Source organism: Kocuria sp. CPCC 205258, assembly GCF_040981005.1.
GTDB classification, from domain to species: Bacteria; Actinomycetota; Actinomycetes; order Actinomycetales; family Micrococcaceae; genus Kocuria; species Kocuria rosea.
Genome location: NZ_JAVKPS010000003.1, coordinates 368,116 through 382,622 on the forward strand (window position 1 = coordinate 368,116; position 14,507 = coordinate 382,622).

15 protein-coding genes are annotated in these 14,507 nt (G+C 68.4%); 7 read left to right on the forward strand and 8 right to left on the reverse strand.

Annotated elements, in window-relative coordinates; all coding sequences use genetic code 11:
• The first annotated feature begins 714 nt into the window (after positions 1 to 714).
• The 3 genes from RF644_RS07720 (at position 715) to RF644_RS07730 (ending at position 2,231) form a co-directional block, all read left to right on the forward strand.
• The gene (locus RF644_RS07720; protein ID WP_368796094.1) at positions 715 to 1,170 is read left to right on the forward strand and encodes a hypothetical protein; all 456 of its coding nucleotides are present in this window, start codon (positions 715 to 717) and stop codon (positions 1,168 to 1,170) included.
• Between the two features lie 66 nt (positions 1,171 to 1,236).
• Complete coding sequence (locus tag RF644_RS07725; protein ID WP_368796095.1) at positions 1,237 to 1,572, forward strand: hypothetical protein; 336 nt, start codon at positions 1,237 to 1,239, stop codon at positions 1,570 to 1,572.
• Between the two features lie 191 nt (positions 1,573 to 1,763).
• Positions 1,764 to 2,231, forward strand: coding sequence for a hypothetical protein (locus RF644_RS07730; protein WP_368796096.1), 468 nt, complete (start codon positions 1,764 to 1,766; stop codon positions 2,229 to 2,231).
• A gap of 641 nt (positions 2,232 to 2,872) precedes the next feature.
• Here the strand turns inward: RF644_RS07730 and RF644_RS07735 are convergent.
• Positions 2,873 to 3,466 carry a recombinase family protein gene (locus RF644_RS07735; RefSeq protein ID WP_368796097.1) on the reverse strand — a complete coding sequence of 198 codons (594 nt, stop codon included), beginning with the start codon at positions 3,464 to 3,466 and terminating at the stop codon, positions 2,873 to 2,875.
• A 545-nt stretch (positions 3,467 to 4,011) separates the two neighbouring features.
• Here RF644_RS07735 and RF644_RS07740 point away from each other — a divergent pair.
• A complete protein-coding gene (locus RF644_RS07740; RefSeq protein ID WP_368796098.1) occupies positions 4,012 to 4,185 on the forward strand; it encodes a hypothetical protein in 174 nt (57 codons plus the stop codon).
• A 132-nt stretch (positions 4,186 to 4,317) separates the two neighbouring features.
• On the opposite strand, the gene RF644_RS07745 is transcribed toward RF644_RS07740, so the two are convergent.
• The 3 genes from RF644_RS07745 to RF644_RS07755 form a co-directional block, all read right to left on the reverse strand.
• Entirely contained in the window at positions 4,318 to 4,476 is a 159-nt protein-coding gene (locus RF644_RS07745) for a hypothetical protein (protein ID WP_368796099.1), read from the reverse strand.
• Between the two features lie 209 nt (positions 4,477 to 4,685).
• Positions 4,686 to 5,324 (reverse strand): NAD(P)-dependent oxidoreductase, encoded by a 639-nt coding sequence (locus RF644_RS07750; RefSeq protein ID WP_368796100.1) that lies wholly within the window; start codon positions 5,322 to 5,324, stop codon positions 4,686 to 4,688.
• Positions 5,321 to 5,686, reverse strand: coding sequence for a hypothetical protein (locus RF644_RS07755; RefSeq protein WP_368796101.1), 366 nt, complete (start codon positions 5,684 to 5,686; stop codon positions 5,321 to 5,323). Before RF644_RS07755 ends, RF644_RS07750 begins: the two co-directional genes overlap by 4 nt.
• Before the next feature lie 296 nt (positions 5,687 to 5,982).
• On the opposite strand from RF644_RS07755, the gene RF644_RS07760 reads away from it, so the two are divergent.
• Together RF644_RS07760 and RF644_RS07765 are read left to right on the forward strand one after the other, a co-directional pair.
• Positions 5,983 to 6,708: a GAF and ANTAR domain-containing protein gene (locus RF644_RS07760; protein ID WP_368796102.1), complete on the forward strand. Its 726-nt coding sequence runs from the start codon at positions 5,983 to 5,985 to the stop codon at positions 6,706 to 6,708.
• A gap of 14 nt (positions 6,709 to 6,722) precedes the next feature.
• Entirely contained in the window at positions 6,723 to 7,052 is a 330-nt protein-coding gene (locus RF644_RS07765; protein WP_368796103.1) for a hypothetical protein, read from the forward strand.
• Between the two features lie 25 nt (positions 7,053 to 7,077).
• Here the strand turns inward: RF644_RS07765 and RF644_RS07770 are convergent, their stop codons facing one another.
• On the reverse strand, positions 7,078 to 7,851 hold the full coding sequence (locus RF644_RS07770; protein ID WP_368796104.1) for an ANTAR domain-containing protein: 774 nt from the start codon (positions 7,849 to 7,851) through the stop codon (positions 7,078 to 7,080).
• A gap of 304 nt (positions 7,852 to 8,155) precedes the next feature.
• Positions 8,156 to 9,292 carry a lycopene cyclase family protein gene (locus RF644_RS07775; protein WP_368796105.1) on the reverse strand — a complete coding sequence of 379 codons (1,137 nt, stop codon included), beginning with the start codon at positions 9,290 to 9,292 and terminating at the stop codon, positions 8,156 to 8,158.
• A 203-nt stretch (positions 9,293 to 9,495) separates the two neighbouring features.
• Here RF644_RS07775 and RF644_RS07780 point away from each other — a divergent pair, with 203 nt between their 5' ends.
• Complete coding sequence (locus RF644_RS07780; protein WP_368796106.1) at positions 9,496 to 11,583, forward strand: M3 family metallopeptidase; 2,088 nt, start codon at positions 9,496 to 9,498, stop codon at positions 11,581 to 11,583.
• Between the two features lie 49 nt (positions 11,584 to 11,632).
• On the opposite strand, the gene RF644_RS07785 is transcribed toward RF644_RS07780, so the two are convergent.
• Complete coding sequence (locus RF644_RS07785) at positions 11,633 to 12,211, reverse strand: HIT domain-containing protein (protein WP_017834420.1); 579 nt, start codon at positions 12,209 to 12,211, stop codon at positions 11,633 to 11,635.
• Entirely contained in the window at positions 12,208 to 14,325 is a 2,118-nt protein-coding gene (gene thrS / locus RF644_RS07790) for a threonine--tRNA ligase (protein WP_368796107.1), read from the reverse strand. The genes RF644_RS07785 and thrS overlap by 4 nt, the downstream gene beginning before the upstream one ends.
• Positions 14,326 to 14,507 lie beyond the last annotated feature (182 nt).

Here is a 14,507-nt window from a genome sequence, read left to right on the forward strand (position 1 = left end):
CTACTGCATCCCTGCACGCAATGATCACCGTCCTCCCGCCGCCAGGATCGTCCGTGCCCGGGAGGTGAAGACGACTCAAGAACACGAAGGAGACCCCCGCGCGGAAACCCGAATCAATATTCACCACAGCTGAGGCCTCATATTTAATTAGCCTTGTTTTTGCTGCTGTCTATATTTTCGCCACTCCATAAGCACGGGGAACCACGATATAACCAACACCGCAGCACAAAACAATATAACAAGCCAGGGAAACACTTCCCTGGCTGCCATGATATTCCAGACGATCGTGACAACTAAAAGAAAAGTCCCATATCCTGCGATAACTAAGGGAAAGCGACTCGGCTTCAAGATACCCCCACCGTTCCACCCCCACTAAAATTTTGGCTCATGAGCCTGCCAACTCCTGCTTTCCCCACTCCGACGGGGTGCTCCAGGCAATATGCAAGCGACACACACTCCCATTCTTTAAGCATCCTGACACACGGCAGCATCGCGCACAGTCCCCTTTTCGGCTCCGCTGGGCGATCATTTGGGGCTCCCCCGACTTCGTCCGATGCGAGGAACCCCAACTGCACCGGATAGGCCGTCCCCAGGCGCCTCCTGTTGTCGTCTCTTCTGGCCTCAGTCGAAGGGCAAGGGGTGCGGTAACGTCCACACCAGTACATTTGCTGGAGTGAACATGTGGTGGCGTCAGCCCCATGAACGGGGGCAGCCATGACATCCATCGCGCTACTTGGGGCCGTGGCCGTCATGGTGCTCGCTCTGTCCGTGGTCTACGCCCGCGGCATGGTCGCTCGACGCCTGGCTTCCACTGCAGATGCTGCTGGTCCGCTGGCCGCGCAACTGGTGGTGGCCTCGATCTTCACGGCCACGGCGGCGGTGGCCGCGGCGATGACGCTCATGCTGTTCACCGCACTGGATGACTCCCAGCCTGTGTGGGTGACGGTCGGCTTCCCGGTGGGAATCAGCCTGATCCTCACCGTGGGCGCGGTCATGGCGCGGTTCTTTGCCGGGCGGTTGGGTGAGGCGATCTACACCGCTTTCAACGGCCCCGCCCGCCCCGAGGAGAACCCGTCCATGTACGCCGCGGCCGCTGGCCGCTGGTGGTGGATCTACGCTGTGGCCGCGATCTTGCCGCTGACCGTGCTGCTCGCCGGCCTGAGCTCATGAGCAGAGCGACCATCATGCACAGTCACGGCCACCGTGTCGTGCCGGCCCATCATTGGAGGTGAACCCGTGAACGCGAAGACGCACATCATCATGACGTTCTCCGGGTTCCTGGCCATGGGTGTCTTCACCCTGGTCGTTGTCCTGTTGGGCCTCGACTGGAGGGGCGGCAACGAGGGCATTTGGTGGTTCTTGTTCGCCGGGTCCGTGATGACTTTCGCGATGCACCTCATCTACAAGAAGAGGCTGCCCATGGCGAAGTGGGGCATGAAATCTGTGCTGGCCTTCGATCGCCACAGCACGATCGAGGAAGCGGTCGACCTCTGCCAGAAGTACTCGTTTCTCCTGCTCATCGCCTCCATCGTTCTCCTACTTGCAGGGATTGCCTCGCTGTTTATCTACTAACCTCAACTGCAATGCCCGGGATGCGGCCGCCCAGTAGCGGTACCGCCATAGTCACGGTGGGACCACGACTATGTGGCTAGTAGGCGGAAGTGGGCGCTGATAGTTCTAGAAGACAGGCCCCCGCCCCAGGAAGGTTATTCGAATAGATCTCCTTTGAGGAGTCCAACGATGCGGAAGCAGGCGCAGCTCTGGTGCACACGCAGCGCCCGGCGGGCCCGATGAGAGCGATTGTTCTCGTCTACGCCAGCCTCCTGGTCGTGGGTGCACTGGGCGTCATCGCCATGGGCGTCTACAACCAAACAGGGTTCGTCATCATCACAGGTGTTGCCTTGCTCATGGGTGCTTTGGTCTTTTTCTGGGCGCTGAAACAGGGGCCACGCTCATCCAAGCCCTCGGGTGATTGGACACATGCCATTAAGGCGATCTTGACGGACCTCACCGGATCCGCCCGCCACTTCGGCCTGACCCTCACCGGGGCCGGTGTCGGTGCCGCCCTGGCCATGTTCGTGCTCATGGAAGTCTCGCGTGCCCAAGATCCGACGGGGGTCCCAATTCTCCCGGCCGGCATCTTCATGATCGGATCCGGATTGGCCTTTCTCGGCTCCATCTTCGTCGTCATCGACGCCGTACATTTCCGCCGCACCGGACGCCCCTTCTAGGGAACGATCAACGCATCAATTCGCCGTCTCAAGCTTGACGTGCCGCCGAGGTCGACGGGCCTTCGGCGGCGGCATTCCACATACACGCACGCCAGTCGCGGTACGCGCAAGAGGGGACAGCGCCGACACTGCCCTGCCAAACCTCAGCTGGTTAGCTATAGATACCTGATTTTTCTGACCTAGAGAAAGTACGAGGACCGATCCGTGCGCCCTGAGAAAGAACCGCTCTGGACAGCGTCGCTTCGGTCCCGCGCGAAGTGGTCGGCTTTCCTCTATATGATTCCTATCCTCGTGTTTCTTGTCATCGGTATCATCACTGGCCACCGAATGGTTCTCATTGGTGGCGTCCTGGCTCTCATCGGAAATATCGGCTACTTCGTCGCTATGATGCGGGATACGCGCGACGATCCCTAAACTCGAGCTACGGCGCTAAACCAGCTCAGACGCCTCGGTGTAGGCAAATCAACCCTCGTCACCCCATGCCGCATGCGACGTGCTTTAAAGGGACCTCAAGCGGTCCCGGATGCGCCCGCGCGGAGCTCAGGCAACCAGAGGTGGTTGCCATGCCCGTTTACCCCGCGCGATGAAATGCCCGCTCAGGTGCCTCATTCGCATCATGGTGTCCACAGGCAACGAAGGTCTCAGATGGTCGTCGCCTGCGGGAGCTCTCGGATCCGCCGGTACAAGGTCGCGCGAGACATGCCAAGGTCCCGGGCGACTTGGGTGGCCGGCTCCCCGGACTCGATCAGCCTCAACGCGTTGCGGATCTGGGAGTCGGTGAAGGTCTGTCGGCGGCCGCCGAGGTCCTTGCCGGCGGCCCTCCGCTTGGCCACCGAATCGGTGATCCGCTCTCGCTTGATCTCCAGCTCCATCTGCGCCAGAGCCGCCATGACGGTGAACACCATTGAGCCCATCGGAGTGGCGGTGTCCACGTCTCCCCCACCCAGGTTGAGCACCCGCAGCCCGGCACCTCTACCCCGCAGTGCTTCGGCGAAGGTCAGCATGTTCTGCGTCGAGCGGCCCAGCCGGTCCAGCGTGGTGATCACCAGCGTGTCGCCCTCCTCGAGCGCAGCGACCGCCCGGTCGAACTGCGGACGCGACGCACGACCTCCAGACACTCCACTGTCGACATAGACGTCATCGCGCCGCACGCCGGCATGCAGGAGGTCAGACACTTGGCGGTCGGCATCCTGCTGCCGCGTCGACACCCTCGCGTACCCGATCAGTTTCCCCATGTCCACCTCATCTGTCTCGCAACTGACGTTGAGTATCAGATTCTAGGGCCATGGATAAAGCACAAGGATGCGAGACACCCCGATTCGCGGAAACATGCGGGCGCAAATTTCTCGGACGAGACGTCTCGCATCCCATGGCGTGAGAAACGAGTCGCTGTCATCTTGTTCAGTTTGCTTCCTGAGTGATCAGCTCAGTGGTTACTCTGGAATATTGCCGACGGGGTTCCCTCCCGACCCGGCGTCGCCGCCCAGCCCCGGCCGTCCCGATCCTTGACCTGTAAACTGGAAAAAGGCATGACATCCTCTGTCTCCGGGGCTCTGGCAGTCGAATTGCGCCCCCATTCCCCGCCCACTGGATCGCCACCTACTACCCCATGGTGGAGACTCCCGCCGGCCGCTGGGCCGACGTCACCTGGGTCCTGCATCAATGCCGGATACCCCCTCCCGCTTCTGTTGCACTGCCTCGGGCGCAATGGCTGGAGCTGCGCAGCCCCGATCCGGGTCACCACGGTTACGCCAACCACCCTGCGTGGAGGGAGGTCCTGGTGAGCGGCTACGCGGCAGCGCTGGCCGTTTACATCGCCGAGGCCGATGACGTTCCCGCACCGACCCAGCAGGACCAGCAGCCTCGAGCCGGTACGGTCGTCGTCCCGGCCGGACAGCTCTCGGAGTGGGTGCTCGAGGACCTCGACGAGGAGACCATGCAGATTCCCAGGTGACCCTGCCGTTGGCCATCCCGTCATCACCGCCTTCACCCCCCTTTACCAGCCCTGCACTGGCCAACATGCTTGGGTGTGCCCTGTGGGATCGGTGCCACCACCACCTCGTGATGAGCAAACCTGTGCGGCGGGTCAGTAGGTGATGAGGTCGTGGGCGGCGCGGTCGAGGACATTGCGCTGGAGGCGGGACAGGTGCAGGGCCTCGTACAGGTAGGCCTGTATCTCCACCTCCCCGGCGTCGCGCCCGAGGTCGTAGTGGTGCCGGCTTGAAGCAGGGGACGGTGGTTCCACCGCCGTCCCGGACGCAGTGCCCGGAGCGTTCCGAGCCACGCGCTGCCCCCTGTCAGGTCCGTGCTGCTGCGGCCGGCTCACTACCCTCCCCTGGTGAGAAGGACAAGAGGCGTCCGGTCGTGGTGCTCCCCCCACGAGGCAGGCGCTCGGAACGACCCGGCCGCCGCCTGCCGTTCAGCACCACCACGAATCCCGTGGGGTGCTGGGGTTCAATTGCTGATGGCCGGGGCGGCGCAGATGTAGGTGGTCTCCAGCGCCTGGGCGGCAAGAAACCGGCCGGTGTCGGCGCGGGTGATCGAGGACCCCACCACGTCGCGGTGGGTCATGCCGACGTGGCGGACCCCGCGTACCGGTCCGTCCGTCAGCGGCGCGTGGCGCACGAGCGTCCAGCTCAGCGCGGAGGAGGCGATGGCATGGAAGTCGGCGGCCGCCTCCTGGCACAGCTGGGGGCACCAATCGCGCCAGAGCAGCCGGGCGGTCCGCCGCCAGGTGTCCGGGTAGCGGGTGTGGTCGACCAGGGTCGCCGGCTGCAGACCGATGTACCGGGTGCGCCCGTGGCCGGCCATGCTGTCCACGATGGCTCGGGTCGCGTCCACGGTGGGGTTCGGCCGCCGTCGGCTGCGTGCGGCGCACAGTACGTCGATGACCAGCTCGTTGTCCGCCACAGCCTCGTCGATCACGGCCGCATCCAACGGGTCCCCGACGCGCAGGTGCACCCGGTCTGCCCACTCCGCCGGTGCCTGGGCCGGATCAGTGAGCACGGCGCTGACCCGGTGTCCCCGGAAGACGAGGTCCGTGACGGTCTCACGTCCGACGTCCGTGTCCGCACCGAACACCACGACCTTCACCGAGTGTCCCACCCGGCACGTGCCGCCCGGTCGGTGCCGCTGAGCAGAACGCCCCCGGCCCGCGGCCGCTGGTCGGTGGTTGCCCCTGGTTCCGGCAGCACGAGCTGCACCCGCCCCCCAGGACGATCGCGGCACTGCTGGTCGATGCCGGCGCGCAACAGCGTCACGGCCGCCGGTTCTGGGGGATCGCCCGCGGTGAGGTCGACGAGGACCTCCGCGGCGGGGGTGAGGGTGCGAGCCCGCTCGATGACCGGGTGCAGGGCCTGTTGGTTGGCGGCGCTCAGGCACCCGGTGACGATCAGGCGCAGGTGCCGGCCGTCGAGGTCCACGCGCACCAGCACAGAGAGTTTGGGGTCGGACACAGCAGATCTTTCACGGCGGTCCCCCGGGACGAGGGAGGGTGGGGCCGGCTGTTCGACCACGTCACAGCCTAGACCATTCCCGACGCGACAGCCGGGGAACGGATCTGCTCGGACATCTCCCTGCACCAGTGATCGGGGACGCCGTGCCGGTCCGGGTGCTGCTCCGGCGGATCCTTGCTGGCGTATCGTTGAGGACGAGGGGCGGCCGAGCACTGTGGGTCCCCTGCACGGGGTGACCCCCTGGCTCGCGCGTCCTGCAGGGGCCCGGAATTGCCCGACCGACCGGGGAGCCCCCAATGGAACCCACCACCGCCGCTGCGGCCACCGACCTGACCCCGGTCTTCGCACGCATCCAGGGCATGCTGCTGAGCCAGGAATCCGCCCAGGCCGCCGCCGCCCAGCTCGCCCAGGCGGCCCGAGACCTCATCGGCTCCGCGGCCGGGGCCGGGGTCTCGCTGATCGACGAGACCGGACGCCGGACCTCCACCGCGGCCACCGACACCCTGGTGGAGACCGCCGACACCGCCCAGTACGAGCTCGGGCTCGGCCCGTGCTTGAGCGCCTGGGCCACCGAGTCCGTCCAGCGCCTGGAGGACACCGCCGCGGACACTCGGTGGCCGGAGTGGTCCCGCACGGCGGCCGGGGCTGGGATCGCTTCGGTGCTCAGCGCCCCGGTGCTCTACCGGGACAACTGCCTGGGGGCGATGAAGATCTACGCCACCACGGCGAACGCGTTCAGCGCCCGGGCGGAGCAGCAGCTGGTACTGCTGGCCTCCGCCGCCGGCACCCTGCTCGGGGCGGCCCAGGGCAGTGACGCCCCGCAGCGGCTCAGCGCCTCGCTGCAACAGGCCATCACCAACCGCACCGCGGTGGAGACCGCCACCGGGATGCTGATGGAACGCCACGCCACCGATCACGAGACCGCCCGGCGGATGCTGATCGACGCTTCCCAGGTCCAGGGCCGGCCGCTGGCGCAGATTGCGCGCCGGGTCGTGGAACGAGCCGTGGACACGACCGGCTGAGGAGTGCGGTGGCGATGGACGACAGTGCTGCAGGCCGCCAGCAGGCCCACCTGGTGCGCCAGGCCCTCGAGGCCGCCGGGATCGAGGTGGGGCAGCTGTGGGTGCACTACTTCAGCATCGGCGGTGACGCCGGGGAGATGGAGGTCGACGCCTTTCTCCACCACTCCCTGACCCTGCCGGTCCTGCAGCGCGATCTGCTGGCACATGCCACCAACGAGCTCCTGGACGAGCAGCGGCCCCGGCGGATCCCGCAGACCTCGGACATGCTCGACCGCGACGACCAGGACGGCACTGGGCAGGACGAGCACCGCACTCGGGACCAGGACAGCGCAGAGGAGTCCTGACGCACCTCTGCACGAGCAGGTGACCTCAGCGGTCCCGGGACCGCGGTGCAGAACGGGCGGGCCGGCGCGGCAGGGAGAGTTCCCCGGTCTCGACGACCTCGGTGGCGAGCTCGGCCAGCTTCCGGTTGCTGTCCTGACTGGCCACCCGCAGCAGTTCGTGGGCCTGGTCCCGGGTGAGCTTGTGCTGGGCCATCAGCACCCCGATCGCGGTGCCGATCTCCCGGTTGGACCGCAGCGCGGCCTCCAGGTTCTCGGCCCGATGCCGGCTCAAAGCCATGGACACCGCCCACGCGGCGTGCGTGGCCAGCAGCGTGCCCGCCCACTGGGTGTGCTCGTCGAAGGCGTCGGTGACGTCGGAGTAGAGGTTCAGTCCCGCGATCAGCTCCGGATCCGCCACCAGGGTCAATCGGTAGGCCAGCGCGCTGCGCACCCCGAGCTCCTCTGCGACGCGGGCCCCGTACACCGGCCACCGGGGGTCGTGGGCCAGATCCGCTGAGCAGTGCACGCTGTCCTCCAGCACGGTGTCCACGCACGGGCCCGCACCCAGCTCGTACTGCAGCGCGTCCGCCGCGCACGCCGTCTCCGCGGTGGTGGCCAGGGTCCGGAACCTCCCCTGGCCCAACGTGGTGATGCTCGCCCACCGCGCCCCCGGCAGCGCCTCCACCGCGTACTCGATCACCGCTTCCACGAGGGTGTCGGCCGATGCATTGCGCAGCTGTTCCCCCAGGCCCACCAGCGCATCGGCGATCTCGGTCAGTCCGACGGGGTCGGCCTGCGACGTCCGGTCCGAAGAAGCCATGACTACCCCCAAAAAATACCCGGTGGCGACCACGCACCCTGGATCCGCTGCGCCTCACTGATGAAGCACTCCCCGAGTCTATCCATCCCGGACACCGCCACAGCGTGACCGCCGTCGTCCGCGCGCTCGACGGCACATGCCCGGCCGTCGAAATCCGCGCACAGCCCCACCTCCCGTTGCGGGGCAGGGTGCTACGACGTCGGGGGCCCGCGGCGATCCCCGTGCCCCGGTGTCGAAACTGTTGCGACCGCGTGCCGACCGTTGGTGTTCCGGTTCGGCCGGACGAGAGGTCCTGATGACGGGCTCAGATCCAGAGACGCGGCTGCAGGAGCATCGTGACCGGCATGGACCCGAGCAGCCGCCGTTCCTGTGCGAACGTGGTCCGTTCGTCGAGGAAGTCGAGGACGAGATCAGCATCGCCGGAGGTGAACGCGGCTTTCATGAAGTGCACCGCGTGTTCCGGGTCGTGTTCCCACATCTTGAGCAAGGGCCTGTCGTACCAGCGGAAGCGTGGGGACGGCCGGGGAGCGTCAGGTGACCCGGTGGAGGCCAGCGTGGAGGCGAGGTGCTGGGTCTGACGAAGGATCCGGGTGAAGCCGTAGCCTGTGGTGGCCTTGACGGCCCCGGCGGGACATCCGGTGCGCACATGGCGGCCGCGGGGAGAGCGGGGGCGGATGCCCAAGGGGATGGATCCTCGCTCCACGGACAACGACGAGTACTCGTTCACACCCCAGACTTGGCGCAGGTAGTCCGACGTTGCCTGTTCGAACGAGAATTCCGGGGTGGGGGTCCTCCCCGGCATGATCCGGGTGACTTCGACGACGGCTTCTCGGGCTGAGAGCGGCAGGACGCAGTGGAAGTGCACGGGGTGGTGCTCACCGGACCGGAAATCGATGAAGGTGGCGATCGACGGGTCGAAGGAGTCGTGCGCAGTCCGCACCCGACGGACCTCACCCGACATGAGCAGTGGTGCCCTGATGCCGGTGGGGGGCAAGGTGCTGTCGAAGCAGTGGGACGCCGTGACGAGCCGGCCGTCGGAGAGGGCCGCGTCCACCGAGTCGGCACGGGCCCGTACTCGTGAAACTCGTGCGTCAAGCCGGGTGATCTGGGGGTTGGCATCGATGACGTCGTCGAGGCATCGGAAAACGGCCCGGGACGAGGTGAGGCACAGGCGGTGGCGCTCGAGCGGCAGCACCCGCTGGGCAGGTCCTGCGTCAACCGCGAGGCTCGTGAACGTGGCTGCGGGCGTCAGGGGCAACGGGAGGGCGTCGTCGTGCCAGTAGATCAGGGAGCGGTGCGGGTATCGATCTCCGGCGTCGTCGATGATGAGGATCCGCGCCCCGGACAGCGCTGGTTCCCGGCTCAGGAAGAAGGCGAGGCTGCGCCCGGCAAGTCCACCGCCGGCAATGACGACGTCGTACTCCCCCGCTGGGTGGGTCATGAGCAAGTCACTCCTTCTCCGGACGCAGGCATCTCTGCGGCCACTCCCGAAACCGTCAGTGACCCTCGGGGCGATGTCCAGTCTGGCCGATCCGTCAGGGGTCGTCGACGTCGTCATCGGCGGCGACACCCGCGTCCACACCCGTTGCACCGGGAGGCTAGTCTTGGTCGCACCCGTCCGCCCACCACGACAGAAGCCGGCCCTTGGACAACCCACTCCTGCGCCCCAGCCCGCTCCCCTACGAGCTGCCCGACTTCGGGCGGATCGAGGAGGAGCACTTCCTGCCGGCCTTCGAGGCGGCGATGGCCCAGGACCTCGAGTGCGTGCGGGCGATCCTGGCCGACCCGGACCCGCCCACCTTCGCCAACACCATCGAGGCCCTCGAGCGCGGGGGCCTGGCCCTGGACCGGGTCGAGTCGGTCTTCTTCACGCTGACCGCCGCGCACAACACGGAGGGCATCCAGCGGATCTACCAGGAGCTCGCCCCGCGGCTGTCGGAGCACAAGGCGGACTTCACGCTCAACAAGGAGCTCTACGCCCGGGTCCGGCGGGTGGACCGCACCGACCTGGAGCCGTGGCAGCGGCGCGCCCTGGACGAGTACGTCTCCTGGTTCGCGAACTCCGGCGCGGAGCTGACCCTGGACGACCAGCGGCGGCTCCGGGAGATCAACGACGAGCTCTCGGAGCTGAGCATCGGCTACGGCAACGACCTGATCCGGGAGGTCAACGCCTCCGCCGTGGTCGTCGACGACCCCGCGGAGCTGGACGGGCTGTCCCCCACGGACGTCGAGGCCGCCGCCTCCGCGGCCGCCGAGAACGGGATGCCGGGCCGGTACCTGCTGACGCCCTCGCTGTTCACCGTGCAGCCCGTGCTGTCGGTGCTCACGGACCGCGCGGTGCGCCGGCGGATCCACCTGGCCGCCGTCAACCGCGGCACCGGCGAGCACGGCGGCGAGGGCTCGCAGAGCCGCACGGACCTGGTTCCCGTGGCCGCCCGGATCGCCCGGCTGCGCGCGGAGCAGGCCGGGCTGCTCGGCTACCGCAGCCACGGCGACCACGTCATGGCCGGGAACACGGCCCCGTCCCAGGAGGCGGTGCACGAGATGCTGGAGCGGATCACCGGCCCCGCCGTGCGCAACGCCCTCGAGGAGCGGGCGGAGCTCGAGCAGCTGGCCGGGCACCCGATCGAGGCGTGGGACTGGCCGTTCTGGGCCGAGCGGCTGCGCCGGGAGCGCTACGCGGTGGACGCCTCCGCGCTGCGGGAGCACTTCGAGCTGGAGTCCGTGCTGGAGCACGGGATCTTCCGCACCGCCCGGCAGCTCTACGGGCTGGTCTTCACCGAGCGTCCCGACCTGGACGGCTACCTGCCGCAGGTGCGGGTGTGGGAGGTCACCGACGAGGCGGGCCGCGGCGTGGGACTGTTCCTGGGCGACTGGTTCACACGGCCCACCAAGCAGGGCGGCGCCTGGATGGGATCGCTGGTGCACCAGAACCGGCTGACCGGTCAGCGCCCCGTCGTCGTCAACAACGCGAACTTCACCCGGCCGCCCGCGGGCAGGCCCAAGCTGCTGACCCTGGACGAGGTGGTGACGGTCTTCCACGAGTTCGGCCACGCGCTGCACGGGCTGCTCTCCGACGTGCACCTGCCCTCATTCTCCGGGACGAAGGTGCCGCGGGACTTCGTGGAGTACCCCTCCCAGGTGCACGAGATGTGGGTGCTGCACCCGGAGGTGCTCCGGCACTACGCCCGCCACCACCGCACGGGCGAGCCGATCCCCGAGGAGACCCTCGCGGGCCTGCGGGAGGCCTCCGCGCACGGGCAGGGCTACCGGACCGTCGAGTACCTCGCCTCGACCTACCTGGATCTCGCATGGCACGGGATCGAGGACCCCGCCGAGCTGCCGGACCCCCGGACCGTGGAGCAGGAGGCGCTCGCCCGCGCCGGGGTGGACGTGGACGGCATCGCCCCGCGCTACCGGACCGGGTACTTCAAGCACATCTTCGCCGGCGGCTACTCCGCGGGCTACTACTCCTACATCTGGTCCGAGATCCTCGACGCCGACACGGCGCAGTGGTTCGCGTCCCGCGGCGGACCGACCCGGGAGAACGGGCGGCGCTTCGCCGCGGAGGTGCTCTCCCGGGGCAACGAGACCGCCCCGATGGAGGCCTTCGAAGCCCTGCTGGGACGCCGCCCGCACCTCGGCGCGCTGCTGGAGCGGCGCGGACTCCAGCCGCGGGAGGAGTTCGTCCACCGGCGGCGCGGTGCTCCCGCCCAGGACGCCCGCGGCTGAGCGCCGCGGCGCCCGGGGGCGGACGCCCCGGGTGTGACGACGACGCGGATCAGGCCGCGGGCCAGGCGTCGGCGATGTCCTGGCGGGTGTCCCCGAGGGTCTGCATGATGGCCTTGGTCCCGGCGAGGACCGGCATGAAGTTGGCGTCCCCGTTCCAGCGCGGGACCACGTGCTGGTGCAGGTGCCCCGAGAGGGAGCCGCCGGCCGCGGCCCCCAGGTTGATGCCCACGTTAAAGGCGTGCGGGGACGCGACGCCGCGGATCGTGGCGACCGCGGTGCGGGTCAGGTCCGTGAGCTCCCGCAGCTCCGCCGGCTCGAGCTCCGTCAGATCGGCCACGTGCCGGTACGGGCAGACCATGAGGTGGCCGGGGTTGTACGGGAAGAGGTTGAGGATCACGAAGCAGTGCTCGCCGCGGTGGACGATCAGCGACTCCTCGTCCGCGCGCTGCGGGCCGTTGCAGAACGGGCACCCGGGGTCCTCCCGCACGGACGGGTCCTCGCCGCGCACGTAGGCGAGCCGGTGCGGGGTCCACAGCCGCTGGAAGCTGTCGGGCACCCCGGGGATCTCGAACTCGTCCTGGCGGATCCAGTGGTGCGGGGGCCCGGCGTCGGGCGCCGTACCGGTCACTGCCCCACCCCGGCCGTCTCCGCGGCGGCGAGGGGGTCCTCGGCGGCGGCGGCCGTCGGCTCCTCGTTGATCCGGCGCTGGACGTGCGCCACGATCCGCTCCACGGCCTCGCCGACCGGGACGCCGTTGTCCTGGGAGCCGTCGCGGAAGCGGAAGGACACGGCGTTCGCCTCGGCGTCCTCCCCGCCCGCGATGAGCACGAACGGGACCTTCTCCTTGGAGGCGGTGCGGATCTTCTTGGGGAACCGGTCCGAGCCGGCGTCGAGCTCCACGCGCACGCCGCGGGCCCGCAGCGTGTCCACCACGCCCTGCAGGTAGTCGTTGAAGGCCTCGGCCACCGGGATGGCCACGACCTGGACGGGGGCCAGCCACGCCGGGAACGCCCCGGCGTAGTGCTCCACGAGCACCCCCATGAACCGCTCCACGGAGCCGAACAGGGCGCGGTGGATCATCACGGGCCGCTGCCGGGTGCCGTCGGCGGCCTGGTACTCCAGGTCGAAGCGCTCCGGCAGGTTGAAGTCGAGCTGGATGGTGGACATCTGCCAGGTCCGTCCGATCGCGTCCTTGGCCTGCACCGAGATCTTCGGGCCGTAGAACGCGGCGCCGCCGGCGTCCGGGACCAGGTCCAGCCCGGACTCGGCCGCGACCTCGGCGAGGGTGTTCGTGGCCTCCTCCCAGAGCTCGTCCGAGCCCACGAACTTCTCGGGGTCCTTGGTGGAGAGCTCGAGGTAGAAGTCGTCCAGCCCGTAGTCCTTGAGCAGGTCCAGCACGAAGCCGAGCGTGGTGGTCAGCTCCGCCTTCATCTGCTCCCGGGTGCAGTAGATGTGGGCGTCGTCCTGGGTCATGCCCCGCACCCGGGTCAGGCCGTGCACCACGCCGGACTTCTCGTACCGGTAGACCTGCCCGAACTCGAACAGGCGCAGCGGCAGCTCCCGGTAGGAGCGGCCCCGGGAGCGGAAGATGAGGTTGTGCATCGGGCAGTTCATGGGCTTCAGGTAGTAGTCCTGGCCCTGCTTGGTCAGCTCCCCGGTCCGCGGGTCCCGCTCCTCGTCCACGTGCATCGCGGGGAACATGCCCTCGCGGTACCAGTCGAGGTGGCCGGAGACCTCGTAGAGGTGGCCCTTGGTGATGTGCGGGGTGTAGACGAACTCGTAGCCGGCCTCCGTGTGGCGCTCCCGGGAGTAGTCCTCCATGGTCTTGCGGATGATCCCGCCCCGGGGGTGGAACACCGGAAGGCCGGAGCCGAGCTCGTCGGGGAAGGAGAACAGGTCCATCTCCGAGCCGAGCCGGCGGTGGTCGCGCCGCTCCGCCTCGGCGAGGCGGTTCTTGTACGCGGTGAGGTCCTCCTTGGACGGCCACGCGGTGCCGTAGATGCGCTGGAGCTGCTTGTTCTTCTCGGAGCCGCGCCAGTAGGCGGCGGCCGAGCGCATCAGGGCGTAGCCGTTGCCGATCAGCTTGGTGTCCGGCAGGTGCGGGCCGCGGCACAGGTCCTTCCAGACCGTCTCCCCGGTCTTGCGGTCCACGTTGTCGTAGATCGTCAGCTCGCCGGCGGCGACCTCCACGGAGGCGCCCTCCGCGGCGGCGTCCACGTCCGCGCCGGAGCCGGGGCCCTGGGACAGGCCGATGAGCTCGAGCTTGTACGGCTCGTCCGCCATCTCGGCGCGGGCCTCATCCTCGCTCACCGCACGGCGGCGGAAGGACTGGGTGGAGTTCACGATCCGCTGCATCCGCTTCTCGATGGCCTTGAGGTCCTCGGGCGTGAACGCCTGCTCGACGTCGAAGTCGAAGTAGAAGCCGTCGGTGATGTACGGGCCGATGCCGAGCTTGGCGTCCTCGTGCAGCTGCTGCACGGCCTGGGCCATGACGTGGGCGGCGGAGTGGCGCAGCACCTCGAGGCCCTCGGGCTCGGAGATCAGCACCCGCTCCACGGCGTCCCCGTCGGCCAGCCCGGTGGCGAGGTCCTTGAGCACGCCGTTGACCCGGGCCACCACCACGGAGCGGTCCTCGCGGTACAGGTCCGCGGCGGACGTCCCGGTCCCCACCGTGCGCTGCTCGCCGTCGACGGTGATCGTGAGGGGGGCGGACTCGGGCTGGTGCTCGGGCACGGTGGTCATGGGGAAGGTGCTCCTCGGGTCGGGATCGGCACGCACCGGTACGGGGGGCGCGTGGCAGCGGCACCGGCGGGCGGCGCGCACTGCATCGATGGTACCTGTCGGCCGGTGGGGGCCGCGGCGGTGAGATGATGGCCGGCGGAGGTGAGGCCACCCGATGCCCGCAGACGTTCCCGGACCGCCCG